This window comes from Enterobacter sp. C6 (genome assembly GCF_008122455.1).
Taxonomy (GTDB): domain Bacteria; phylum Pseudomonadota; class Gammaproteobacteria; order Enterobacterales; family Enterobacteriaceae; genus Enterobacter; species Enterobacter pseudoroggenkampii.
Genome location: NZ_QPFW01000188.1, coordinates 1 through 25,639 on the forward strand (window position 1 = coordinate 1; position 25,639 = coordinate 25,639).

At 56.2% G+C, this 25,639-nt stretch carries 21 protein-coding genes and 1 pseudogene; 13 read left to right on the top strand and 9 right to left on the bottom strand.

The genetic code is table 11. The annotated features are described in order from the left end of the window. The coding region (locus DOU50_RS06950) for a YbfB/YjiJ family MFS transporter (protein WP_148769112.1) at positions 1–509 on the bottom strand (509 nt) is incomplete at its 3' end. 138 nt (positions 510–647) lie between these two features. Here DOU50_RS06950 and fghA point away from each other — a divergent pair. Continuing rightward, on the top strand, positions 648–1,475 hold the full coding sequence (gene fghA / locus DOU50_RS06955) for an S-formylglutathione hydrolase (RefSeq protein WP_148769113.1): 828 nt from the start codon (positions 648–650) through the stop codon (positions 1,473–1,475). 99 nt (positions 1,476–1,574) lie between these two features. On the opposite strand, the gene cirA is transcribed toward fghA, so the two are convergent. The 3 genes from cirA to yieE form a co-directional block, all read right to left on the bottom strand. Continuing rightward, the gene (gene cirA, locus DOU50_RS06960; RefSeq protein ID WP_148769114.1) at positions 1,575–3,545 is read right to left on the bottom strand and encodes a catecholate siderophore receptor CirA; all 1,971 of its coding nucleotides are present in this window, start codon (positions 3,543–3,545) and stop codon (positions 1,575–1,577) included. Between the two features lie 224 nt (positions 3,546–3,769). Continuing rightward, complete coding sequence (locus DOU50_RS06965; RefSeq protein WP_024908170.1) at positions 3,770–5,239, bottom strand: amino acid permease; 1,470 nt, start codon at positions 5,237–5,239, stop codon at positions 3,770–3,772. A 169-nt stretch (positions 5,240–5,408) separates the two neighbouring features. Next, a complete protein-coding gene (gene yieE, locus DOU50_RS06970; RefSeq protein WP_148769115.1) occupies positions 5,409–6,275 on the bottom strand; it encodes a DNA-binding transcriptional regulator YeiE in 867 nt (288 codons plus the stop codon). 97 nt (positions 6,276–6,372) lie between these two features. Here yieE and DOU50_RS06975 point away from each other — a divergent pair, with 97 nt between their 5' ends. Then, positions 6,373–7,419, top strand: a complete 1,047-nt coding sequence (locus tag DOU50_RS06975; protein ID WP_033146035.1) for a YeiH family protein — start codon at positions 6,373–6,375, stop codon at positions 7,417–7,419. A gap of 64 nt (positions 7,420–7,483) precedes the next feature. Beyond that, positions 7,484–8,341: a deoxyribonuclease IV gene (nfo, locus tag DOU50_RS06980; RefSeq protein WP_024908173.1), complete on the top strand. Its 858-nt coding sequence runs from the start codon at positions 7,484–7,486 to the stop codon at positions 8,339–8,341. 47 nt (positions 8,342–8,388) lie between these two features. Here the strand turns inward: nfo and fruA are convergent, their stop codons facing one another. From fruA to fruB, 3 genes are read right to left on the bottom strand one after another with little or no spacing between them, the layout of a single operon-like run. Further along, positions 8,389–10,074 (bottom strand): PTS fructose transporter subunit IIBC, encoded by a 1,686-nt coding sequence (gene fruA / locus DOU50_RS06985; RefSeq protein ID WP_148769116.1) that lies wholly within the window; start codon positions 10,072–10,074, stop codon positions 8,389–8,391. A gap of 16 nt (positions 10,075–10,090) precedes the next feature. Further along, on the bottom strand, positions 10,091–11,029 hold the full coding sequence (gene fruK, locus DOU50_RS06990; RefSeq protein WP_023312480.1) for a 1-phosphofructokinase: 939 nt from the start codon (positions 11,027–11,029) through the stop codon (positions 10,091–10,093). Beyond that, positions 11,029–12,159 (bottom strand): fused PTS fructose transporter subunit IIA/HPr protein, encoded by a 1,131-nt coding sequence (fruB, locus tag DOU50_RS06995; protein WP_032646567.1) that lies wholly within the window; start codon positions 12,157–12,159, stop codon positions 11,029–11,031. The genes fruK and fruB overlap by 1 nt, the downstream gene beginning before the upstream one ends. A 361-nt stretch (positions 12,160–12,520) precedes the next feature. Between fruB and setB the strand changes: the two genes are divergently transcribed. Then, on the top strand, positions 12,521–13,702 hold the full coding sequence (setB, locus tag DOU50_RS07000) for a sugar efflux transporter SetB (protein ID WP_148769117.1): 1,182 nt from the start codon (positions 12,521–12,523) through the stop codon (positions 13,700–13,702). Here the strand turns inward: setB and DOU50_RS07005 are convergent. Continuing rightward, positions 13,699–13,953: a YkgJ family cysteine cluster protein gene (locus tag DOU50_RS07005; RefSeq protein WP_032645293.1), complete on the bottom strand. Its 255-nt coding sequence runs from the start codon at positions 13,951–13,953 to the stop codon at positions 13,699–13,701. The genes setB and DOU50_RS07005 overlap by 4 nt on opposite strands. A 163-nt stretch (positions 13,954–14,116) precedes the next feature. Between DOU50_RS07005 and yeiP the strand changes: the two genes are divergently transcribed. Beyond that, entirely contained in the window at positions 14,117–14,689 is a 573-nt protein-coding gene (gene yeiP / locus DOU50_RS07010; RefSeq protein WP_008500940.1) for an elongation factor P-like protein YeiP, read from the top strand. 118 nt (positions 14,690–14,807) lie between these two features. Here the strand turns inward: yeiP and uxuA are convergent, their stop codons facing one another. Beyond that, positions 14,808–15,998, bottom strand: coding sequence for a mannonate dehydratase (uxuA, locus tag DOU50_RS07015; protein ID WP_090419456.1), 1,191 nt, complete (start codon positions 15,996–15,998; stop codon positions 14,808–14,810). Positions 15,999–16,203: 205 nt separating this feature from the next. On the opposite strand from uxuA, the gene DOU50_RS07020 reads away from it, so the two are divergent. The 8 genes and pseudogenes from DOU50_RS07020 to DOU50_RS07055 form a co-directional block, all read left to right on the top strand. Beyond that, positions 16,204–17,670, top strand: a complete 1,467-nt coding sequence (locus tag DOU50_RS07020) for a mannitol dehydrogenase family protein (RefSeq protein WP_148769118.1) — start codon at positions 16,204–16,206, stop codon at positions 17,668–17,670. Between the two features lie 122 nt (positions 17,671–17,792). After that, complete coding sequence (locus DOU50_RS07025; protein WP_148769119.1) at positions 17,793–18,779, top strand: CobW family GTP-binding protein; 987 nt, start codon at positions 17,793–17,795, stop codon at positions 18,777–18,779. 33 nt (positions 18,780–18,812) lie between these two features. Next, positions 18,813–19,514, top strand: a complete 702-nt coding sequence (locus tag DOU50_RS07030; protein WP_032645294.1) for a phosphatase PAP2 family protein — start codon at positions 18,813–18,815, stop codon at positions 19,512–19,514. Between the two features lie 427 nt (positions 19,515–19,941). Then, positions 19,942–20,511 (top strand): bifunctional murein DD-endopeptidase/murein LD-carboxypeptidase, encoded by a 570-nt coding sequence (gene mepS, locus DOU50_RS07035; RefSeq protein WP_008500946.1) that lies wholly within the window; start codon positions 19,942–19,944, stop codon positions 20,509–20,511. A gap of 127 nt (positions 20,512–20,638) precedes the next feature. After that, positions 20,639–22,195: a cyclic di-GMP phosphodiesterase gene (locus DOU50_RS07040; RefSeq protein WP_024908180.1), complete on the top strand. Its 1,557-nt coding sequence runs from the start codon at positions 20,639–20,641 to the stop codon at positions 22,193–22,195. A gap of 74 nt (positions 22,196–22,269) precedes the next feature. After that, a complete protein-coding gene (locus DOU50_RS07045) occupies positions 22,270–24,075 on the top strand; it encodes an extracellular solute-binding protein (protein WP_148769120.1) in 1,806 nt (601 codons plus the stop codon). A 9-nt stretch (positions 24,076–24,084) separates the two neighbouring features. Further along, positions 24,085–25,179, top strand: coding sequence for a microcin C ABC transporter permease YejB (locus DOU50_RS07050; RefSeq protein ID WP_024908182.1), 1,095 nt, complete (start codon positions 24,085–24,087; stop codon positions 25,177–25,179). Then, positions 25,179–25,639 (top strand): annotated as a pseudogene (locus DOU50_RS07055) (ABC transporter permease); the annotation flags it as partial. The gene DOU50_RS07050 and the pseudogene DOU50_RS07055, both read left to right, overlap by 1 nt.

Sequence of the window (25,639 nt, forward strand, 5' to 3'; positions counted from 1 at the left end):
ACCAGCGCCAGCACGCCGTAGATTTGCCATGCCGCCCCGGCCGACAGGGATTTCGCCTGGATATAGACGGCGAGCAGCCCGCTCAGGGCGATGCCCGCCCCCGGTCCGGCAAACACCGCAGCGCTCAGGCCCGGTTTACCGAGCTGCCCCAGCCGTTCGTTGGTCCAGGCGGCAATGAGTACCATAGACCAGCCGCTCATGCAGCCGATGACAAAACGCAGCAGGCCGTGCACGACGGCATTATCCGCCGCCGCGGAGAGCAGCGTCAGCGCCACCGCGCCGGTGATGCCAAGCCAGAGGCGCGTTTCAACGAAGCGGTGCGCACGCATCGCATCCCACGCGCCCACCAGATAGCCCAGATAATTCATCGCCGCCACCAGACCCGCGCTGGTCAGCGTAAGCTGTCCGGCAGCAATCATCAGCGGCACCTGAGGCGTAAAGGCAAAGCGCCCTATCCCCATCGCCACCACCAGCACGACAAACCCACTGAGCGCAATACGCAGCGCCATGACCGCTCCAATTGTTAAAGAAAAGTAAATTTATGATGCAGCATCTCGCCGTCTGGCGAAAGTGAAAGTTACTCACAGGTCAATGAAAAGGCTGTATTATGGTTTTTATGAATACGCATTCTCATTAAGGAGCCCTGCATGGAACTGCTCGAAGAGCACCGTTGTTTTGAAGGTCGACAGCAGCGCTGGCGGCACGACTCCACCACCCTGAACTGTGCAATGACGTTCAGCATTTTCCTGCCCCCGACGGAAAATCCACCGGTTCTGTTCTGGCTTTCCGGCCTGACCTGCAACGACGAAAACTTCACCACCAAAGCGGGCGCGCAGCGTATTGCCGCCGAGCTGGGCATTGCGCTGGTGATGCCAGACACCAGCCCGCGTGGCGACGATGTGGCCGACGATGCAGGATACGACCTGGGCAAAGGCGCCGGGTTTTATCTCAATGCGACCGAGCAGCCCTGGGCGCGCCACTACCGCATGTATGATTACCTTCGCGATGAGCTGCCCGCGCTGATACAGTCCGGGTTTGCGGTAAGCGACCGCTGCGCCATCAGCGGCCACTCCATGGGCGGACACGGCGCGCTCATCATGGCGCTGAAAAATCCAGGAAAATACGTCAGCGTGTCGGCATTTGCGCCAATTGTGAACCCTACTCAGGTGCCGTGGGGGCAGAAAGCCTTCGCGAACTATCTGGGGGAAGATGAAGCGAATTGGCAGGAATGGGACAGCTGTGCGCTAATGCTGGCCAGCAAAGCGGAAGCGGCGATTCCCACCCTTATCGATCAGGGTGATGCGGACCAGTTCCTCGCCGGACAGCTGCAGCCTGCGGTGTTTGCTGAAGCCGCGCGCCAGAAGGACTGGCCGCTGACGCTGCGCATTCAGCCGGGATACGATCACAGCTATTACTTCATTGCGTCCTTTATTGAGGATCATCTCCGCTTCCATGCGGAGCATTTGTTCGGGTAAGTGCGGCCGATTGCCGGGTGGCGGCTTTGCCTTACCCGGCCTACATTCGCGGGTTTTGTAGGCCCGGTAAGCGAAGCGCCACCGGGCATAAAGGTTACATCAGAACTTATAATCCACACCGACAAAGTAGCGACGGCCATCTTCCGTGTAGCTGTAATCGTCGCGGCTCAGATCTTTGTCCAGCAGGTTTTGCACGCCCGCACGCAACTTCACGCTTTTCGTCGCCTGCCACGCGGCGCCGGTATTCCAGATAACATAACCACCCGGCGTTGGGTCGCTGCTGGTCAGCGCGCGTTTCTCACCGGTGTAGTTGCCCTGAACATAGAACGACCAGTCCTGCGTCGCCTTCCAGTCAACGGTCCCGTTGGCGGTGTGGAACGGCAGATCGGACAGCGGCTTGTTGCCGCCGTTGCTGATATCACGACCGTCGTTGTAGGTGTAGTTCAGCGTCACTTTCCAGTCGTCCGCCAGCGGGAATTTCAGCTCGGTCTCCACCCCACGGATGCGCGCCTTGTTGACGTTGTAATAGCGGAATATCGGTTCACCGTCAGCATTCAGGCCAACGTAGTTAGGGTAGCTCTGCGCCTGCTTCGCATTGGCCGTACGGCTGATGCTGATGCGGTCATCGACGTTATTCTGGAAGGTGGTCACGCTGGCCTGCACGCCCTCTAACCAGCCCTCTTCCCCGCTGTAGTAGAGACCTAACTCGAAGCTCTCGCTGGTCTCTGGTTTCAGATCCGGGTTACCGACAATCTCACAGGCACCTCGGCACGAGCCGGTGACCCAGTCCGGGCTCAGCTGCAGCAGTGACGGCGCTTTAAACGCGGTCGCCCAGCCCCCTTTCACCGTTACGGTATCGGTCGCGTTGTAGACCAGATAGGCGCGCGGGCTCCAGTGGTCGCCGTAGGTATCATGGTCATCCATACGGATGCCGGTGGTCAGCGCCAGAGGTTCAAAGATACGCCACTCGTCCTCCAGGAACAGGGCATACTGGCTTGTCGACGTACTGCTGCCGGAACCGCCCGTCAGGTTGACCGGATCCTTCAGCTTATCGTGACGCCATTCGCCGCCGAAGGTCATCAGCTGGTTGATGTCGCCCAGCGGCAGCACGTATTTCCCGTCCACCGCGTTGCTCTCGGAGGTGATCGGATTGCTGTTGCCCGGGTTTTTGTTATCCACCTTCTCGCCGTACACCTTCAGCTCGCTGTTGCCGACGCCCCAGCGGCCGTTGTGGCTGAGAGAGTAGTTCTGACGCTCAAGGCGGTTTTTGTCGAGAGAATCCGAGTCACGATCCTGACGGTCGAAACCGTAGCCCGCCGTAAAGTCATGATTTTCAGACGGCGTCCAGGCGAATTCCACATTCGCATCGCGGCTGGTGAAGCCTTCAATGCGCGGTGTTTCACCGCTCGCCGTGGTAGAGGACTTCTGCTGACCGTCTTTCTCACGCTTTGCGAGGCTACCGTAGGCTTTCAGCCCCAGCAGACCGTCCACCAGCGGACCGCTGGTATAGAATTGACCGTTGTAGGTGTCTCCACGGTCGCGATGTTCCTGAACCGTGGAATCTGCGCTCAGGGTACCCGTCCATTTCTGGCCGATTTTTTTGGTGATAATGTTCACCACGCCGCCCAGCGCATCGGAGCCGTAAAGAGAAGACATCGGTCCGCGCACCACTTCAATTCGTTCGATGGCGTCAACCGGCACCCAGTTGAGGTCGAAATCATTATGGCGGAATACCGCGTTACGGGAATTGACGCGCTTGCCGTCAATTAGGATCAGCGTGTAGCTGCTGTCCAGTCCGCGAATACTTACCCCTTTACGGTTGTCCCCTTCGCTCGTGAGCTGCACGCCCGGCACCTCCCGTAACACATCTTTCAGATTCTGAACGGGTTTGCGCTGCAAATCTTCCTGGGTGATGACGCTGATGCTTGCCGGTGCGTCTTTCAGGTTTTGCTCGGTCGCGGAGGCCGTGATAACCATTGTGTCGCCGGATTCCGCTGCGATAACAGGCAGGGCCAGGGACATTGCGGACGCGCAAAGTCCTCCCCTGACGAAGGGATTCAACCTAAACATTCCATATCTCCATGAGGTAAATACAACTCAATCAAATCATCATTGCTCACAGCGTCTTCCCTGCCGCCCACATCTGCGGTGGGTCGGTAGCACGCTTATTTTTGATAACGATAAAGCAAACGATAATTATTATCAATTGAATTGTTAAGAAATATATCTTTGTTTCAGAATGTGGGAATAAAAAAGCCCGCTCAAACGAGCGGGCTAATAGAGAGGAAGTGCGGTTATTGTTTAAATCGTTCCGGGAATTCCATTTCACTGTAGCGAACGAATTTTGTTCCTTTCGTCAGCTTGTAACCAAACCAGATGACGAGGAACAGCGGAATACCAATGTAGGTCGCCGTGACGGCGCCCCAGTCAATGGTGTCCGCCAGGAACGCTTCATAGTTCTGTCCAAGCGTAATGATCAGGCACAGAATGAAGGCGAAAATGGGACCCAGCGGGAAGAAGCCGGAGCGATACGGCAGCGAGTTAATATCGTGACCCTGTTTGACGAAACCACGGCGGAAACGGTAGTGGCTAATGGCAATCCCCAGCCAGGCAATAAAGCCCGTCATCCCGGACGTGTTAAGCAGCCACAGGTACACCGTCTGGTTGCCAAACATAGAGGTCAGGAAGCACAGACCGGCAATCACCGTGGTGGCATACAGCGCATTACGCGGTACCCCGCCACGGGACAGCTTCGCGAAGATACGCGGGGCTTTACCGTCGCATGCCAGCGTGTAGAGCATACGGGTGGACGCGTACATCCCGGAGTTACCGGCTGAAAGCACAGCGGTCAGGATAACGGCGTTCATCACTGCCGCGGCAGAAAGCAGACCGGCGTGCTGGAAGACCAGCGTGAACGGGCTGACGCTAATGTCTTTAACGTCATTACGCAGCAGGCTTGGATCGGTGTACGGAATGATCAGGCTGATAATCAGGATCGCGAACACGTAGAACAGCAGGATACGCCAGAAGACCTGACGAACCGCGCGCGGAATATTCTTCTCCGGGTTCTCTGACTCACCGGCGGCGATACCAATCAGCTCGGTCCCCTGGAAGGAGAAGCCGACAATCATCGCCACGCCAATCATCGCCGACAGTCCACCGGCAAACGGCGCATCGCCTGTTGTCCAGTTACTCCAGCCCGCAGGTTCTGCGCCTTTGAAAATACCAACGATCATCGCCACACCGACGACGATAAAGATGATGACGGTTGCCACTTTGATCAAAGAGAACCAGTATTCCGCTTCGCCGAAACCGCGCACGGAGATGTAGTTCAGCAGGAAGATGACGGCCAGGAACAGGGCGCTCCAGATCCAGCCCGGCGTATCGGGGAACCACCAGTTCATCACCAGCTGCGCGGCGACAAGGTCAACGGCGATAGTGACCGCCCAGTTGTACCAGTAGTTCCAGCCCAGCGCGAAGCCAAAGCCTTCTTCAACGTATTTTTGACCGTAGGTCGAAAACGAACCGGATACCGGCATGTACGCGGCCAGTTCGCCGAGACTGGTCATCAGGAAGTACACCATCAGGCCAATCAGGATATAAGAGAAAAGTGCCCCACCCGGGCCGGCTGCCGAAATCGTTGCGCCAGAGGCAACGAAAAGACCTGTACCGATTGAGCCTCCAATGGCGATCATCGTCAGGTGACGCGCCTTGAGTTCACGACGTAGCGTGGGCGCTTCTGTGGTTTTAATTTCTGAAACCATATGAAAATGCTGTCCATTTAATAAATGAGGCGCGATTGTAGCAGACGATCCGCGTTCCTTCCGGCAGAAATACTCAGTTATAAGAGAGCTTCATGACTCGGCCAGGATTATAAGTAAAGCATAATTTTTCCCTCTCCCCTTTGGGGAGAGGGTCAGGATGAGGGGAAGATTACATCTCGCAGTAGCGCAGAAAACGCTGCAGCGAGCTGGAAAGGTGTTTCTGACGATGATGAATGCACCACAGCGTGCGCACCAGCTTCGGCAATGGAACCGGGATTTCAACCAGCGACCCCGTTTCAAGCTGTTCGGCAATGACGCGCCGGGAAAGACAGCTGATCCCCAGGCCATGACGCACCGCGTGCTTGATGGCCTCAGAGTTCCCTAGCTCCATCCCTAACTGGAAATGCGGCAGATGGGAAAGCAGCAGATAATCGACAATTTCACGCGTGCCGGAGCCCTGTTCACGCAGGATCCACTGCGCCTGCGCCAGGCGCTCCAGCGTCACCTCGCCCTGCAATAACGACGAGGCCGGGGACGCAAACACCACCAGCTCATCTTCCAGCCAGGGCTCGGCAATGATAGCGACGTTATGGCAGGGTCCTTCGATGAGACCAATATCCACGCGGAAATCGATCACCGCGTTGATGACGTCCTGGCTATTGCCCACGCTCATCTCCAGCGGCAGAGTCGGGAAATCCCGGCGGTAGCGGGCAATCACTTCCGGCAGGATGTAGTTCCCGATGGTGCTGCTGGCATAGACGCGGATCGCACCGTTGTCTTCGCGGAACAGCTGCTCGATTTCGATAGCCTGCTCCAGCAGCGCCAGCGCGCGCGGATAAAGAAGACGGCCGTGCTCGTTCACCACAAGCCGCTTCCCTACCCTGTCGAAAAGCTGAACGCCCAGCTGTCCTTCAAGATCGGTCAACGCCGCGCTGACCGCAGACTGCGAGAGCGCCAGCATTTGTGACGCCTGGGTCGTCGAGCCGCTTTTCAGCACCTCGGCAAACACTTCCAGCTGACGCAATGTAATGTGCATGGTTGCTTACCACTTATATAGATTGATTATAAGTATATAATCAATTTTATTTTTAAGCCAGAGCGCCGTAACCTTTAGCCAGACAAAGGAGAAGGTTATGTCAGAAATCACCTTACAACATCATCGTACAGTGTGGCACTTCGTGCCGGGTCTTGCGCTCAGCGCCGCAGTGACCGCCGTCGCGCTATGGGGCGGCAGCATCCCGGCTATCGCAGGCGCAGGTTTTAGCGCGCTGACGCTCGCCATTTTGCTGGGCATGGTCGTGGGTAACACCGTTTACCCACATATCTGGAAATCCTGCGACGGCGGCGTGATCTTTGCCAAACAGCACCTGCTGCGTCTCGGGATCATCCTTTACGGCTTCCGTCTCACCTTTTCGCAGATTGCGGATGTGGGCGTGAGCGGAATCGCCATCGACGTCCTGACCCTGACCAGCACCTTTTTGCTGGCCTGCTTTATCGGCCAGAAAGTCTTTGGCCTGGATAAGCAAACCAGCTGGCTGATCGGTGCCGGGAGCAGTATCTGTGGAGCCGCGGCGGTGCTGGCAACAGAGCCCGTCGTTAAAGCCGAAGCCAGCAAGGTAACCGTGGCGGTGGCGACGGTGGTGATCTTCGGTACGCTGGCGATCTTCCTCTATCCGGCCATGTATCCGCTGGTGGCGCACTGGTTTAGCCCAGAAACCTACGGCATCTATATCGGTTCGACCATGCACGAAGTGGCCCAGGTGGTGGCGGCAGGACATGCCATTAACCCGGAAGCTGAAAACGCGGCGGTGATTGCCAAAATGCTGCGCGTGATGATGCTGGCCCCGTTCCTGATTTTCCTTGCCGCTCGGGTTAAACAGCTGGCTCCGGCGGGCGGCAGCGAGAAAAGCAAAATCACCATTCCGTGGTTTGCGATCCTGTTTATCGTGGTGGCGATTTTCAACTCCTTCCACCTGCTGCCGAAAGCCGTTGTCGATATGCTGGTAACGCTGGATACCGTGCTGCTGGCGATGGCCATGGCGGCGCTGGGTGTCACCACACACGTCAGCGCGCTGAAAAAAGCCGGTGCGAAACCGCTGCTGATGGCGCTGGTGCTCTTCATCTGGCTGATTGTCGGAGGCGGTGCCATTAACCTCGCGGTGCACAGCCTGATGGCATAAACCATCTCGTCCTTCTCCTGCTAACCCGCTATCATAAGCGTTTCGGGTTAGCAGGAGTTTTTATATGAAATATGTTGGAGCGCACGTCAGCGCTGCAGGTGGCCTTGCAAATGCCGCCATTCGCGCCGCCGAAATCGAGGCGACCGCTTTCGCCCTGTTCACCAAAAACCAGCGCCAGTGGCGCGCCGCAGCGCTCACCGCTGAAGTGATTGATGATTTCAAAGCTGCCTGTGAGAAGTACCACTACGGGCCAGGCCAAATCCTTCCCCACGACAGCTACCTGATCAACCTCGGTCACCCGGTTGAAGAGGCGCTGGAAAAATCCCGCGAGGCGTTTCTTGATGAAGTACAGCGCTGCGAACAGCTGGGGCTGACGCTGCTGAACTTCCATCCGGGCAGCCATCTGATGCAGATCGACGAAGATGCCTGCCTGGCGCGCATTGCCGAGTCCATCAACATCACCCTGGACAAGACCAAAGGCGTCACCGCGGTGATTGAGAATACCGCCGGTCAGGGCAGCAACCTCGGCTTCAGGTTCGAACATCTGGCGGCGATTATCGACGGCGTGGAGGATAAATCCCGCGTTGGCGTGTGCATTGATACCTGCCACGCGTTCGCCGCCGGCTATGACCTGCGCACAACCGAGGCAACGAAAAACACGTTTGATGAGTTCGAGCGCATTGTGGGCTTTAAGTACCTGCGCGGCATGCACTTAAACGATGCGAAAAGCGCCTTTGGCAGCCGCGTTGACCGCCACCACAGCCTCGGCGAAGGCAACATCGGCCACGATGCGTTTCGCTTTATTATGCAGGACGCCCGCTTCGACGGTATTCCGATGGTGCTGGAAACCATCAATCCGGATATCTGGGCAGAAGAGATTGCCTGGCTGAAGGCACAGCAAACCGCTGAACAGGCGGCATAAAAAAAGCCGGGTGCGTAATGCAACCCGGCTTTTTTGTTGTTTATCGCTTACGCTGCTTTTGCCACGACTTCCGCTTCCGGACGTTTCAGCACTGCGTAAGAGAGACCCGCCACCAGCGTACCGGCAACAATCGCCAGCAGGTAGCCCAGCACCGGCGTGATAGCGCCAGGGATCAGCAGCACGAACAGACCGCCGTGTGGTGCCATCAGCTTCGCACCAATCGCCATGGAGATTGCCCCCGTTACCGCGCCACCCGCGATACAGCAAGGCAGTACACGCATTGGGTCACGGGCCGCGAACGGAATTGCCCCTTCGGTGATGAAGCACAGACCCAGCACCAGCGCCGCTTTGCCGCCTTCCTGCTGCGCTTTATCGAACTTACGACGGGCAATAATCGTCGCCAGGCCGAGCGCCAGAGGAGGCACCATACCTGCCGCCATGATGGCTGCCATTGGCGCGTAGGTCTGGGTACTCAGCAGGCCAACACCAAAGGCGTACGCCGCTTTGTTCACCGGACCACCCATGTCGGTACACATCATGCCGCCGAGGATTGCACCCAGCAGAACCGCGTTCGCGGTACCCATGGTTTGCAGCCAGTGGGTCAGACCCGCCAGGATGCCCGCAACCGGCTTACCAATCAGGTAAATCATCGCCAGACCGACCACCAGGCTGGAAATCAGCGGGATGATCAGGATCGGTTTCAGCGCTTCCATACTCTGCGGCAGCTTGAGCTTCGAGCTGATGAGCTTCGCGACGTAACCGGCCAGGAAGCCTGCGATAATCCCGCCGATAAAGCCGGAACCCGTGCTCACGGCCAGCATACCGCCGATAAGGCCCGGCGTCAGGCCAGGACGGTCAGCGATGGAGAAGGCAATAAAGCCCGCCAGTACCGGCACCATCAGAGCGAAGGCTGAGCCACCGCCGATCTGCATCAGCGCAGCCGCCAGCGTCCCTTGTTCTTTAAACGCGGTGATACCAAACGCGAACGAGAGAGCGATACACAGACCACCCGCCACCACCATCGGCAGCATGTAAGACACGCCGGTCAACAGATGGCGATAGGCGCCCGCAGACTCTTTCTTACCTTCTGTCGCGGTTTGACGCGCGCCGGTTGCCTGATACGGCTTCGCTTCTACCAGCGCTTTATCAAACTCCTGCGCGGTCTTTTTCAGCGCCAGGCCGGTAGATGTACGGTACATTGGCTTACCGGCAAATTTCGCCAGGTCCACTTCAATATCCGCCGCCACGATCACCAGATCGGCCTCAGCCACTTCTTCTGGGGTGATAGCGTTGCCGGCACCGACGGAGCCACGCGTTTCAACTTTTACCCACCAGCCGCGTTTTTTCGCTTCGGTTTCAATGGCTTCAGCCGCCATAAAGGTGTGAGCCACACCCGTCGGGCAGGCCGTCACCGCAACAATGCGTTTTGGACCTGTGGCCGTAGCCGGTGCCGCTGCGACAGGCGCGCTGTAGACAGACGCGTGACCTTTCGCTTCGCTCAGGAACAGTTCCGGGTGTGCCACCGCGCGATTAATATCGCCCAGCCACACTTTTTTGCCGTTCAGCGCACTGTCAGCCGGGATTTTGTCGCCCAGTACAATGGCCAGTTCTGCATCGCCTGGATTATCGATAATCTCCAGATGTGCTTTTTGTGCCGCCGCGCCCAGCAAGGTCTTCGCCATATAGGCGCGAGCCTGTCCGAGACCGGAGTCAATGATCAGCAGCGTTTTCATTATTCCTCTCCTGCTGTTAGTTAAAAGGTTTTAAGTCAACGCGCGCCATCATCGCGGCTAACTGGGTACGATCGGTAATACCGACATTGCTCTGGCTGACGGCCAGGGCAGCAACGGCAGTGGCAAGACGTAAAGTATGTTCACTGGATTCACGCATCAGCAGACCATAAATCAGGCCGCCAACCATGGAATCCCCTGCGCCAACGGTACTCACAACTTCCATTGACGGCGGTTTGGCGATCCATTCGCCAGACGCGTTAACCCACAACGCGCCTTCTGCACCAAGCGAGATCACCACGTGAGCGATACCCTGCTCGCGCAGCGCATGGGCAGCGTCAATCACATCTTTTAATTCTGGCAGCTTACGACCCGCCCAGATCTCCAGCTCGCGGCGATTCGGCTTCACCAGCCACGGCGAGGCTTTCAGGCCCGCAACCAGCGCATCGCGGCTGCTGTCAAAAATGATGCACGGGCACTGGCTGCGCAGGCGCGTCATCCAGTCGGTAAACGCTTCCGGGCTCACGCCGGACGGCAGGCTGCCGCTGACGCAGACCATGTCAAACTGACCGAGCCAGGTCAGAGAATCGTTAACAAAACGCTCCCAGTCTGACGGCGTCACTTCGAAGCCAGAGAAGTTCAGGTCAGTCACTTCACCGTCTTTCTCCGTCAGCTTAACGTTGATGCGGGTACGGCCCTGAACAATCTGAAAACGGTTGGCAATGCCCAGCTCGCTGAACAGCTGCTGGAAACCATCCTGGTTATCTTTACCGAGGAATCCACCCACGGTGACGTCGATACCGAGATCCTTGAGCACTTTCGCGACGTTAATCCCTTTACCCGCAGCATGCAGGCCAGTGGTACGCACGAGGTTGACTTCGCCGCGCTCAATTTCCGGGCAAAATCCTACCAGGTCATAAGCCGGGTTCAGCGTAATAGTCGCAACACGTCTGCTCATTATGCGCCCTCCCCCAGACCCGCCGCGATGGCATCGCCAATCGCTTTCAGCGCCTGTTCAGCATCAGCACCCTGTGCGGTGAAACGCAGACGGTGCCCTTTCTTCACGCCCAGCGCGACAACTTTCATCAGACTACGGCCGTTGGCAGGTTTGCCCGTGCCATCAAGATTCGCCACGGTGATCTCACTCTCGAATTGTTTAATGGTATTCACCAGCATGGTGCCCGGACGGGCATGCAGGCCGTGCTCGTTACGTACCACGAACTCAGCGGTCTGCACGTCTTCAGTCGGCGCATCATCACTGGTCAGCAGCGCCAGCACGGTGGAGGCATCAGCGTTCAGCAGTTTTTCAGCTTTGTTGTTCAGCAGCAGATCGCCCAGACGCTTCAGCACGGAAACCGGCTGTTCATCGTTCATCGCCACGGTCACCAGCATGGCTGCAGGCTCGCCTTCTACGTCAAACGCATTGGCCGCGCGGCTCACGGCGATAGCGCTGCGCAGGTTGCCTTCAGCACTGTCGTTCAGCCAGATACCCTGACCCAGATTCAACGGCTTATCGTTAATCACGCGCGTCACAAACGTGGCATCCGCCGCGCCGGCTTCTTTCAGACGGCCCGCGTTCAGCGCCTGCAGCGTCACCAGATCGGAGGCAACCACATCCAGCGTCAGCGTTTCATTATCCAGTTTCAGCGCTTCGCTCTGTTTTTCGCCCATCAGCAACGCACGCAGCTCTTCAGCTGTGGTGGCGGACTTAAGCTGTTCAGCCACATCGTCATCGCTCAGGACATGCGTCAGCTGACGCAGCAGGCCTAGGTGTTCGTCGCTGCTGGCCGCGATACCGATGGCCACATAGGCTACCTGACCGTCGCCCCAGAGCACGCCCTGCGGGAACTGATAAACCTTAACGCCGGTTTTCAACACCTGATCGCGGGTATCGGTTGTGCCGTGCGGAATGGCAATGCCATTGCCGAGGAAGGTTGAGGTCTGCTGCTCGCGCGCCAGCATGCCGTTGACATAGCCGTCCGCGACGTTACCCGCCTGCACAAGCGCAGCGGCAACCTGGCGAATAGCCTCTTCTTTATCCCCGGCCTGAGCGCCCGGGTGGATATCCTGAACAGATAACTGGAACATGGTTCTCCACTCCTGCTGAACTTGAATCGTTTCAGCTTTAATGAGAAAAAATGCGCTAGCCTGCTCCGTTTGTTAAAACAAGATAGCGCTGAAACGTTTCAAAAAGTCTTGCGCTTTCTGCAATGTCTTGCAAGTAAACTCGTATTTCAGATCTCAGAATTTAGAGATACAGCACATTTCTTCTTCGTTCAGCTGAATTTTGCTGAAGTTCAGCAAGCCAGTTTCAGCTAAGGTCAGCCGGGTGAGAGGTAAGTTGAAATGCCATTTTGTTTTTTCGTGGCATCATTGACCGCACCCACTGTTTATTTTTTAGCTGACGGCGTAAACTCCGCCCCTCTCTGCTACTCGCTAATTATAAAACATGCATAACACCCCTGCGGCCGTCTCGCCGAAGCCCTTTGATTTGACCTCTGCGGCATTCCTGGTTGTTGCCTTCTTCACGGGCATTGCCGGCGCGTTACAGACGCCGACATTGAGCTTATTCCTGACAAATGAGGTTCACGTCCGTCCGGCGATGGTGGGCTTCTTTTTTACCGGAAGCGCCATCATCGGCATCCTGGTCAGTCAGTTTCTGGCGGGGCGATCCGACAGAAAAGGCGATCGTAAAAGCCTGATCGTTTTCTGCTGCCTGCTGGGGGTCATGGCCTGCGTTCTGTTTGCCTGGAACCGCAACTACTTCATTCTGCTCTTCGTCGGTGTATTCCTGAGCAGCTTTGGCTCAACGGCGAACCCGCAGCTGTTCGCCCTTGCCCGCGAACACGCGGACCATACCGGGCGTGAAGCGGTGATGTTCAGCTCTGTCCTGCGTGCGCAGGTATCGCTGGCATGGGTGATTGGCCCGCCGCTGGCCTACGCGCTGGCGATGGGTTTTGGCTTTACGGTGATGTACCTGAGTGCGGCAGTTGCGTTTGTGGCATGCGGCGCGCTGGTGTGGTTCTTCCTGCCGTCCATGCGCAAAGAGCCCAAAGTGGCAACGGGCGTAGTGGAAGCGCCGCGCCGTAACCGCCGCGATGCCCTGCTCCTGTTTGTTATCTGCACGCTGATGTGGGGCACCAACAGCCTGTATATCATCAATATGCCGCTGTTTATTATTAATGAACTGCACCTGTCGGAGAAACTGGCGGGCATCATGATGGGCACCGCGGCCGGGCTTGAGATCCCGACGATGCTTATCGCGGGCTATTACGCTAAGCGCTTCGGAAAGCGTTTTTTAATGCGCATCGCCGCTGTCGCCGGTCTGCTGTTTTATATCGGTATGCTGACGGTACATACGCCGGGGCTGTTGCTGGCGTTACAGCTGCTGAACGCCATCTATATTGGCATTCTCGCCGGGATAGGCATGCTCTATTTCCAGGATCTGATGCCGGGTCAGGCAGGCTCAGCCACCACCCTTTATACTAATACCACCCGCGTGGGCTGGATTATCGCGGGCTCAATGGCCGGTGTCGTGGCCGAAATCTGGAACTATCACACGGTGTTCTGGATTGCGCTGGTGATGTGTACGCTGACGATGGGCTGTCTGGCGAGGATTAAAGACGTTTAAGGCGCAGTGAGCGTTTCAAGTTCAAGAAGGTACGTCATCGCCTGCTCTCGCGTGCTGCCGCACATTTCGGCAGCGGGCTGAAGCCCGGAGCAGACTTTCGGGCGCAACGGTGAGCCAAAGATCATGCACAGGTTGGTTTCCGAGAGCTGAACGCAGCGGGTATTGGCAGGCTTGCCCTCGGGCATTCCTGGAATGGGGCTTGAAATGGACGGTGCAGTACAGCACGCGCCACAATCGGGACGGCAATCCATAAATGCTCTCTTTCGCTGACGATCGCCCGCGAGTCGGGCATCGCGCGCACAGTAACACCTTTTGCGTATTGATAGCAAAAGCCACTAATTCCTCTTGCCTGAAAGGCCGTGCGCGAGTAATTTGGCGCGATATTTTTTACCTCCCGTAAACAGGATTACTGCAATGCCAAGAGCGAACGAAATTAAGAAAGGTATGGTGCTGAATTACAACGGCAAACTGCTGATTGTGAAAGATATCGACATTCAGGCCCCGAGCGCCCGTGGTGCAGCAACGCTGTACAAAATGCGTTTCGCCGATGTGCGTACCGGCCTGAAAGTGGAAGAGCGCTTTAAAGGTGACGATATCGTCGATACCGTGACCCTGACCCGTCGCTATGTTGATTTCTCCTACATCGACGGCAACGAATACGTGTTCATGGATAAAGAAGATTACACCCCGTACATCTTCACCAAAGATCAAATTGAAGAAGAGCTGCTGTTTATCCCTGAAGGCGGCATGCCTGACATGCAGGTTCTGACCTGGGACGGCGTGCTGCTGGCGCTGGAACTGCCTCAGACCGTCGATCTGGAAATCGTTGAAACGGCGCCTGGCATCAAAGGCGCATCCGCCAGTGCCCGCAACAAACCGGCTACCCTGACGACCGGCCTGGTTGTGCAGGTACCGGAATACCTCTCTGCTGGCGAGAAGATCCGCATCCATATCGAAGAAAAACGCTATATGGGTCGCGCTGACTGATTGCGGCGTTTGTCGGGTGGCGCTACGCTTACCCGACCCACGAAAAAAACCGGCCCTGAAGCCGGTTTTTGTGTTTTTGTAGGCCGGGTAAGGCGAAGCCGCCACCCGGCAACTCCGGTTACAGAAGTTCCGGATACTTCGTCATCTTCAGCGCCAGCTCAACGCCGCGCACTTCCGCCATGCCTTTAAGACGGCCAATCGCCGAATAGCCCGGGTTGGTTTTCTTACGCAGATCGTCCAGCATCTGGTGACCGTGATCCGGACGGAACGGGATAGGACGCACATCGCCCGCCTGCTTACGACGCGCCTCTTCCGCCAGAATGGCGTCTACCACCGCCACCATATTCACATCGCCGCCCAGGTGCGCCGCCTCGTGGAAGGTTTTTGGATTCTCTTCGCGGCAGGTCGCGCGCAGATGCGTGAAGTGGATACGATCGCCGAAGGTTTCAATCATCCGCACAAGGTCGTTATCCGCACGCACGCCGTAGGAGCCGGTACACATGGTAAAGCCGTTATAGATGCTGTTTACCGTCTCTTTCAGCCACTGCATATCTTCAATCGTAGACACGATACGCGGCAGGCCGAGGATAGGACGCGGTGGATCGTCCGGATGCACGGCCAGGCGAACCCCTACCTCTTCCGCAACCGGCACGATAGCGCGCAGGAAATACGCCATGTTTTCACGCAGTTGCTGCTTATCAATATCGCCGTATTCCGCCAGGCGCGCGCGGAACTGATCCAGCGTATACCCTTCTTCAGCCCCGGGCAGGCCCGCAATAATATTACGGGTCAGCTTTTCGATGTCCGCGTCACTGGCAGCGTTAAACCACGCGCGCGCCTGCTGCTGCTCTTCCGCGGTGTAATCCGCTTCGGCGCCAGGGCGTTTCAGAATGTGCAGCTCGAATGCCGCAAAGGCAATCTGATCGAAACGCAGCGCTTTCGAGCCGTCCGGCATCTGATATTCAAGGTCGGTTCGCGTCCAGTCGAGGATAGGCATGAAGTTATAGCAGACCGTATCAATGCCGCAGGTCGCCAGGTTGCGAATGCTCTGCTGATAGTTAGCAATCCAGGTCTGGCATTCCCCTGAATGGGTTTTAATGTCTTCATGAACCGGGATACTTTCCACCACAGACCAGGTTAACCCCTTCTCCGCCAGCAGCGCCTGACGCTGTTGAATTTCCTCTACCGGCCAGACCTGACCGTTTGGAATATGATGCAGCGCCGTGACGACACCCGTTGCGCCAGCCTGGCGCACATCATCAAGAGAAACCGGATCGTTCGGCCCGTACCAACGCCAGGTTTGTTCCATTGCCTCACCCTCTTAAGTTGTTATACCAATATGTGCTACTGCAATGACGACTACCATACATGTTTGCCGTGAAGGGTCAATACACCGCCACACATTGATTGATCAAACTCACATAACGGGGATATTTACGGCTCACCAATTTTATTTGCTGTCATATAACTTTACACTGGCATTGTTAATTAATGGTTAATCAGGTGTGTACCTCATGAAGACAATTGCCTCCACCGCCCTTCCTGCCCGGGTTCAGCAACCGCGCTACGATCGCACGCAATTACGCTCCCGCATCGTCCACTTTGGCTTTGGCGCGTTTCACCGTGCGCACCAGGCATTGTTAACAAATCGGGTGCTGAATGAAAAAGGCGGCGACTGGGGGATTTGTGAGATTAGCCTTTTCAGCGGCGATGTGCTGATGAGCCAGCTGCGCGCGCAGGATCATTTGTTCACCGTGCTGGAGAAAGGTGCAGAAGGCAATGAGGCCATTATCGTCGGTGCCGTCCATGAATGCCTGAACGCAAAGCTGGACTCCCTGCCCGCCATTATTGAGAAATTTTGCGAGCCTCAGGTTGCGATTGTCTCGCTCACCATCACGGAAAAAGGCTATTGCATCGATCCCGCGACCGGAAAACTCGATCTGAATAACCCCCGGATCGTCCACGACCTTGAAAACCCCTCCGGGCCACATTCGGCCCCAGGGATCCTGGTCGAAGCCCTCCACCGCCGCCGCGAGCGCGGCTTGCCTGCGTTTACCGTGCTGTCCTGCGACAATATCCCTGACAACGGGCACGTGGTGAAAAACGCGGTGCTGGGCATGGCGCAAAAACGTTCCGCAGGGTTATCTGAATGGATTGATAGCCACGTGAGTTTCCCGGGGACGATGGTCGACAGGATTGTGCCCGCCGCAACGGAGGCCTCGCTGGCGGAAATCACCGACGCGCTCGGCGTGGAAGATCCGTGCGCCATCAGCTGCGAGCCGTTCATTCAGTGGGTCGTAGAAGATAATTTTGTCGCCGGGCGTCCCGAGTGGGAAGTGGCGGGTGTCCAGATGGTGCAGGATGTGCTGCCGTGGGAGCAGATGAAATTACGCATGCTCAACGGCAGCCACTCTTTCCTGGCGTATCTGGGGTACCTCGCGGGCTACGCCCATATAAATGAATGCATGGAGGACTCGGCGTTCCGTGAAGCCGCCCGTCGACTCATGCTGGACGAGCAGGCCCCAACATTACGCATTAAGGATGTCGACCTCACCGCCTACGCCGATAGCCTGCTGGAGCGCTTTGCCAACCCGGCCCTCCAGCACCGGACCTGGCAAATCGCGATGGACGGTAGCCAGAAACTTCCGCAAAGAATGCTGGACGGGATCCGCGTTCACCTTGAGCGAAAAACACCGTGGTCGCTGCTGGCCCTGGGCGTGGCCGGCTGGATACGCTACGTCAGCGGCACCGACGATCATGGCAACGCGATTGACGTGCGCGATCCCCTTAGCGATAAAATCCGCAAGATTGTTAACGCCAGCAGCGACGCTGACCGCGTTAACGCCCTGCTGGGGCTGAGCGAGGTCTTTGGTCACGATCTTGCGCATAATCGCGTTTTTGTGGAGGCTGTCAGCCAGGCCTATGAGCGCATAACCCGCCACGGCGCACGTCAGGCTGTTATCGAAACGTTAAATCTTTAACGATTATTGCGCTTAATGCGAACGGATGAGGCCTCCGTTCGCCCTTCCCCTTCTCACAGGGCACGTTTTTCGCCAGGATAGAGAATAGTGTTATAGCATCACCATTCTCATCCGGAGCGCACGTGACCAAAACCAACCTCATTACCGGTTTTCTCGGCAGCGGTAAAACCACCTCAATTCTCCACCTGCTGGCAAATAAAGATCCGGCCGAGAAATGGGCCGTGCTGGTCAATGAATTTGGCGAGGTGGGCATTGACGGCGCGCTGCTGTCATCCAACGGCGCAATGATTAAAGAGATTCCCGGCGGGTGCATGTGCTGCGTCAATGGCCTGCCGATGCAGGTCGGGCTCAATACCCTGCTGCGTCAGGGCAAACCTGACCGCCTGCTGATTGAACCCACCGGGCTGGGTCACCCGAAGCAGATCCTCGATTTACTGACAGCCCCGGTTTACGAGCCGTGGATCGATCTGCGCGCCACCCTGTGCCTGCTCGATCCGCGTCAGCTTCTGGATGACAAGTCGCTGGCCAATGAGAACTTCCGCGATCAGCTCGCCTCGGCTGACGTTATTGTCGCGAATAAAGCCGATCGCGCCACGGCTGAAAGCCAGGCCGCGCTGGAGTCGTGGTGGCAGCATTTCGGCGGCAATCGCACGCGGGTGCAGGCCACCCAGGGGAATATTGATAGCGCCCTGCTTGACCTTCCACGTCTGAACCTCACCGCGTTGCCCGCCAGCGCGGAGCATGCGCACAGTCACCCGGTTAAGCAGGGCCTGGCAGCCCTGAGTCTGCCGGAGCACCAGCGCTGGCGCCGTAACCTGAACAGCGGTCAGGGATATCAGGCCTGCGGGTGGATTTTTGATGCTGAAACCGTTTTCGACACCATCGGGATCCTCGAGTGGGCCCGACTTGCGCCCGTCGATCGCGTGAAAGGGATCATGCGCACGCCAGACGGGCTGGTGCGAATCAACCGTCAGGGCGACGATTTCTTTATTGAAACGCAAAATGTGGCGCCGCCTGACAGCCGTATAGAGTTAATTAGTGCGGTTAACGCCGACTGGAATGCCCTCCAGTCCAGCCTGTTGAGGATTCGTTTAAGTTCAGGCGGCTAACGTTGCCCCTGTTTTCACACTATACAGAACGTTATGACAACTCGATTTCCCCTGATATTACTGCTTAATGTCGCCGGTCTGGCGCTTTTCTTCTCCTGGTATATCCCGGCGGATCATGGTTTCTGGTTCCCGCTGGATTCTGCCATTTTCCACTTCTTCAACCAGGAGCTGGTGAAGAGCAACGCGTTCCTGTGGCTGGTAGCAATTACCAACAACCGCGCCTTCGACGGCTTCTCGCTGCTGGCGATGGGCTGCCTGATGCTCTCTTTCTGGCTGAAAGAGGACAAAGCCGGGCGTCGGCGTATTCTGATTATCGGTCTGGTGATGCTGCTGTTTGCCGTCGTCATTAACCAGCTGGCAACCGCGATTATTCCGGTTAAGCGTTCCAGCCCAACGCTCTTTTTCACCGATATTTATCGCGTGAGTGAACTGCTGCATATTCCAACAAAAGATGCGTCGAAGGACAGTTTCCCCGGCGATCACGGCATGATGCTGCTTATTTTTTCCGCAATTATGCTTCGCTATTTCGGCAGAAAAGCGTTTGCCATAGCCCTGATTATTTTTGTGGTTTTTGCCTTCCCGCGCGTAATGATTGGCGCTCACTGGTTCACCGATATTGCCGTCGGTTCGCTCTCCGTTGCGCTGATTGCGCTGCCGTGGTGTTTGATGACCCCACTGAGCGACAGGATAATAGCGCTGTTCGATCGTTACCTTCCCGGTAAAACGCAACAATAATTGAACAAATAACTAACCTAAATTAACGTGAGCTATCAGGGATCGACATGATCCCTGATAGCCTTCCCGCCACGATCTTTTCCCAGTGTCATATTCTTGTCATCACATTCATGATAAAAATGAAGCAATTGCGCGATAAAGCCTCGGATCTGACCGCATTTTAAGCAATTACGGATTTTTACTTTCTGTATCACATTTTCTTATAAAAAAAAGGCTTTTTTTACTCGCAATACCCCTGGCAATCGGTTAATCTCGAACTCGTTTTGCCCCATAGGGATAATTATTTCGATGGTGAATAATTTTGTGCGCTATGCCACAAATGTGACCAGAAAGAATTGTCTCAATGTGAACAGATAATTAGTCTCGTCACGTTTGGCATTTTTATAACGATATTTGTCGTTAAGGACTTCAAGGGATAATAAACAAAATGGTCAAATCTCAACCGTTTCTGAGATATATCTTACGGGGGATCCCGGCGATAGCAGTCGCGGTACTGTTATCTGCATGTAGTACATCGAACACCGCAAAGAATATGCATCCTGAGACGCGTGTTGTGGGAATGGAAGATTCCTCGTCACTGCAAGCCTCTCAGGATGAATTTGAAAATATGGTACGTAATCTGGACGTGAAGTCCCGCATTATGGACCAGTATGCTGACTGGAAAGGCGTGCGCTATCGTCTTGGCGGCAGCACAAAAACAGGTATTGATTGTTCCGGTTTTGTACAGCGTACGTTCCGTGAGCAATTTGGGTTAGATCTTCCGCGTTCAACCTATGAACAGCAGGAGATGGGCAAGTCGATTTCACGTACCAAACTGCGCACCGGTGATCTAGTCCTGTTCCGTGCCGGTTCTACAGGTCGACATGTTGGCATCTACATTGGTAACGACCAGTTCGTACATGCCTCCACCAGCAGCGGTGTGACCATTTCCAGCATGAATGAACCATACTGGAAGAAGCGCTACAACGAAGCACGCCGCGTACTGACCCGCAGTTAATATGACTATTGTATCGTTGGTTATCCCTTGGCTGACGATATAATGAAAAAAAGCACTGCTTCGGCAGTGTTTTTTTTTGCCCATTACACTGAATACATCCAGCGGCATTTCAGGAATCACGACGTCTATGCTCACCCGCTACTTCTCCAGTAATCGTAAGATACTGATCCTCAGTATTATCACGGGCCTCATCACCGCCCTGCTCCTGGGTTCACTGCAATTTTCCTGGAGTTACCACAAGCGGGAAGTCAAATTCGACACTCTGGTGAATGATGTAAGCGCCTATATGGGGAGCTATTTCGACGATTTAAAAAAAGCGGTCAATGTTCTCCAGCCCCTCACGCTGAACACGTGCCACGACGTTAATCAGGAACTCACCTCTCGCGCAGCCTTCAGCATTAACGTTCGCGCCTTCCTGCTGGTCAGGGACAAAATGGCGTTCTGCTCTTCCGCCACGGGCCCGATGAATGTCCCGATGGAGACGCTGATACCTGAGCTGAATATCGATAAACCGATCGATATGGCGCTGCTCCCGGGTACCCCCATGCTGCCTGATGAACCTGCAATTGCGATCTGGTACCGCAACCCATTAGTAAAGGGCGGCGGAGTGTTCACCTCAGTGAATATTAATCTGACGCCTTACCTGCTCTACACGGAGCGCCAGGACGAGTTCGCGGGTATAGCCATCATCATCGGCGATAACGCATTGTCGACCCAGTCCAGTACCCTGGTTCATGCGCACGAATTACATGACATCCCGGTCCGCACGGCGACGCTGAAAGACGTCCCCCTGACCATCAACCTGTATGCGGACGCATGGACCAGCGATGAAATTCTCTACGCCGTGTTCTTCGGGCTGGTATGCGGCATTTGTGCCGGTTCGCTTAACTACTACATCCTCAGCATTCGGCTCAACCCGGGTAAAGAGATTTTAAGCGCCATTAAGCGCGGCCAGTTTTACGTGGTTTATCAACCCGTCGTTGATGCCAAATCGCTCAAAATGACCGGGCTTGAAGTGCTGATGCGCTGGAAGCACCCGACAATGGGGGAAATTCCGCCTGACGCGTTTATCAATTTTGCCGAAGCGCAGAAGCTGATTGTCCCACTGACGCTGCATCTCTTTGACCTTATCATTCACGATGCACCCGTGTTACAAACGCTGTTACCCCCGGGTGCCAAGGTGGGCATTAACATTGCGCCGGGGCATCTGCATGCGGAAAGCTTCAAGGACGATATGCGCACCTTCAAAGCGCTACTGCCGCCGGATTATTTCCAGATCGTGCTGGAAATTACCGAACGCGACATGCTGAATCATCGGGAAGCCAACAGCCTCTTCGAATGGCTGCATAACGAAGGGTTTGAAATCGCCATTGATGATTTTGGAACCGGCCACAGCGCGCTGATTTACCTTGAGCATTTCACCATGGACTACCTCAAAATAGACCGTGGTTTTGTTAATGCGATCGGTACTGAGACCGTGACGTCGCCGGTGCTGGATGCCGTTCTGACGCTGGCAAGACGACTGAATATGTCGACCGTCGCCGAAGGGGTAGAGACGCCGGAACAGGCGGCCTGGCTGCGCGAACATGGCGTTAACTTCCTGCAGGGATACTGGATTAGCCGTCCGATGCCGCTGGCGCAGTTCCGCGAATGGCGTCCTGATATTTCGCCCGAGGGCGATTAATTTCACATTGTCCGCGACGTCACTTATTATTCAGCTTAACCGAGCCGGTCTGTAAAAGAGGGAGCCGCCGCGAGATGCTTATGCGCTTTATGTTGCTGATGTTGGCATTCACCAGCCTGTCCAGCCAGGCGCAAGCCATCAAAGAAAATATCGCCTTCGCGGTGATTGGCGAGCCGAAATACGCGGTCAATTTTACGCACTTTGATTACGTCAACCCTGCCGCGCCGAAGGGCGGTAAGGTGACGCTTTCCGCCACGGGAACCTTCGACAACTTCAACCGCTTCGCCCTGCGCGGCGTGGCGGCAGCGCGGACGGAATCGCTTTACGATACGCTCTTTGTCACCTCTGACGATGAACCCGGCAGCTACTATCCGCTGATTGCCGAGAACGTGCGTTACGCCGATAACTTCGCCTGGGCGGAAATCTCGCTGAACCCGCGGGCACGTTTTCACGATGGCACACCGGTTAAAGCCAGCGACGTTGCGTTCACCTTCCATAAATTTATGACCGAAGGCGTGCCCCAGTTCCGCATCGTATATAAGGGCGCGTCCGTCAGAGCCATTGCGCCGCTCACCGTGCGCATCGAGCTGAGCGAACCCAACAAAGAGAACATGCTGAGCCTCTTCTCGCTGCCGGTAATGCCTGAATCGTTCTGGAAAAGTCATAAGCTGAGCGATCCCCTTTCGACTCCCCCACTGGCTGGCGGCCCTTACCGCATTACCGACTGGCGCATGGGGCAATATGTCGTCTATTCCCGCGTCAAAGACTACTGGGCGGCCAATCTGCCGGTAAACCGCGGACGCTGGAACTTCGACACCCTTCGCTATGATTACTACCTCGACGATAACGTGGCGTTTGAAGCGTTCAAAGCCGGGGCCTTCGATTTGCGCGTCGAGAGCAGCGCCAAAAACTGGGCGACCCGCTATATCGGCAAAAATTTCGCAAAAGGCTATATCGTCAAAGACGAGCACAAAAATGAGTCTGCCCAGGACACCCGCTGGCTGGCGTTTAATATTCAGCGTCCGGTATTTAATGACCGCCGGGTGCGGGAAGCCATCTCCCTGGCCTTTGATTTTGAGTGGATGAACAAAGCGCTTTTTTACGGGGCCTACAGCCGCGCCAACAGCTATTTTCAGAATACCGAGTACGCCGCGCGCGATTACCCGAAAGCCGACGAGCTGGTCCTGCTGGCGCCGCTAAAAGCGGAGGTTCCGCCACAGGTGTTCACCACCGTGTTTCAGCCGCCCGCGTCGAAGGGTGACGGCTACGACCGTGACAACCTGCTGAAGGCCAGCAAGCTGCTGGATGACGCGGGCTGGCACCTGAAAAATCAAAAGCGTGTGGATGCCAAAACGGGTAAGCCGCTCAGCTTTGAGCTGCTGCTCTCGTCCGGAGGCAACGATCAGTGGGTGCTGCCGTTTAAGCACAATCTTGAGCGGCTGGGCGTGACCATGAACATTCGCCAGGTGGATAACGCGCAGATCACCAGCCGCATGCGCAGCCGTGATTACGACATGATGCAGCGCCTGTGGCCCGCCCAGCCGTGGCCCAGCTCGGACCTGCAAATCTCCTGGGCCTCCAGCTACATCGACTCCTCGTACAACGCGCCGGGGGTAAAAAGCCCGGCGATTGATGCGCTCATTGCGAAAATCGTGGCGGCGCAGGGGGATAAAGAAAAGCTCCTGCCGCTCGGGCGCGCCCTCGACAGGGTCTTAACCTGGAACTACTACATGCTGCCGATGTGGTATATGGGCGAAGATCGCCTTGCGCGCTGGGATAAGTTCTCCGTGCCTGCCGTGCGCCCTGTCTACTCCCTGGGCTTTGATACCTGGTGGTATGACGTTAACAAAGCCGCCAGACTTCCCGCTGAGCGGCGATAAGGAATTATCATGGGTGCCTATCTTCTCCGCCGTCTGCTGCTGGTCATCCCCACCCTGTGGGCCATCATCACGATTAACTTTTTTATCGTGCAAATCGCCCCCGGTGGGCCGGTCGATCAGGCCATTGCCGCCATTGAATTTGGCAACAGCGGCGGCATGCCCGGCGGCGGCGGTGAAGGGATGGGCGCCAGCCATGCGCGAACCGGCGTAGGGAATATCAGTGAAAGCCACTACCGCGGCGGACGCGGGCTGGATCCGGAAGTGATCGCCGAGATCACCCACCGCTACGGCTTTGACAAACCGATTCACGAGCGCTATTTCAAAATGCTCTGGGATTACATCCGCTTCGATTTTGGCGACAGCCTGTTTCGCAGTGCGTCAGTGCTGACGCTGATCAAGCAAAGCCTGCCGGTTTCGATCACGCTGGGGCTGTGGGGAACGCTGATTATCTATCTGGTCTCTATACCGCTCGGGATCCGCAAAGCGGTGTACAACGGCAGCCGGTTCGATATCTGGAGCAGCACGTTCATTATCATCGGCTATGCCATCCCGGCGTTTCTGTTTGCCGTCCTGCTGATCGTCTTTTTTGCCGGGGGAAGCTATTTCGACCTCTTCCCGCTGCGGGGGTTGGTCTCCGCCGATTTCAGCTCCCTGCCGTGGTATCAGAAAATCACCGACTACCTCTGGCATATCACGCTGCCGGTGCTGGCCACGGTCATCGGCGGGTTTGCGGCCCTGACCATGTTGACCAAAAACGCCTTTCTCGATGAAATTCGTAAACAGTACGTCGTCACGGCCCGCGCCAAGGGCGTGAGCGAGAAGCAGATCATGTGGAAACACGTGTTTCGCAACGCCATGCTGCTGGTGATCGCCGGATTTCCGGCCACGTTCATCGGCATGTTTTTTACCGGCTCGCTGCTGATAGAGGTGATGTTCTCGCTCAACGGCCTGGGGCTGCTGGGCTATGAGGCTACCGTGTCGCGCGATTATCCGGTGATGTTTGGCACACTCTATATTTTCACCCTGATTGGCCTGCTGCTGAATATCATCAGTGATATCAGCTATACGCTGGTCGATCCCCGAATCGATTTTGAGGGCCGCTGATGCCGCGTTTAAGCCCCGTCAACCAGGCCCGCTGGGCCCGTTTTCGCCACAACCGCCGCGGCTACTGGTCGCTGTGGATTTTTGCCGTGCTGTTTGCCTTAAGCATGTGTTCGGAACTGATCGCCAACGACAAACCGCTGCTGGTGCATTTTAACGACCGCTGGTACGTACCGGTTATCGCCAGCTACACCGAAAGCGACTTTGGCGGCCCGTTTGCGACCCCGGCTGAATATCAGGATCCGTGGCTTCGCGATCAAATCGACAGGCACGGCTGGGCGCTCTGGGCACCGGTGCGCTTTGGCGCAAACAGCATTAACTTCGCCACCACGACCCCCTTCCCTTCCCCTCCCTCCGCGCAAAACTGGCTGGGAACCGATGCGAACGGCGGCGACGTGCTGGCCCGCATCCTGTACGGCACGCGAATCTCGCTTCTCTTTGGGCTGATGCTGACGATCTTCTC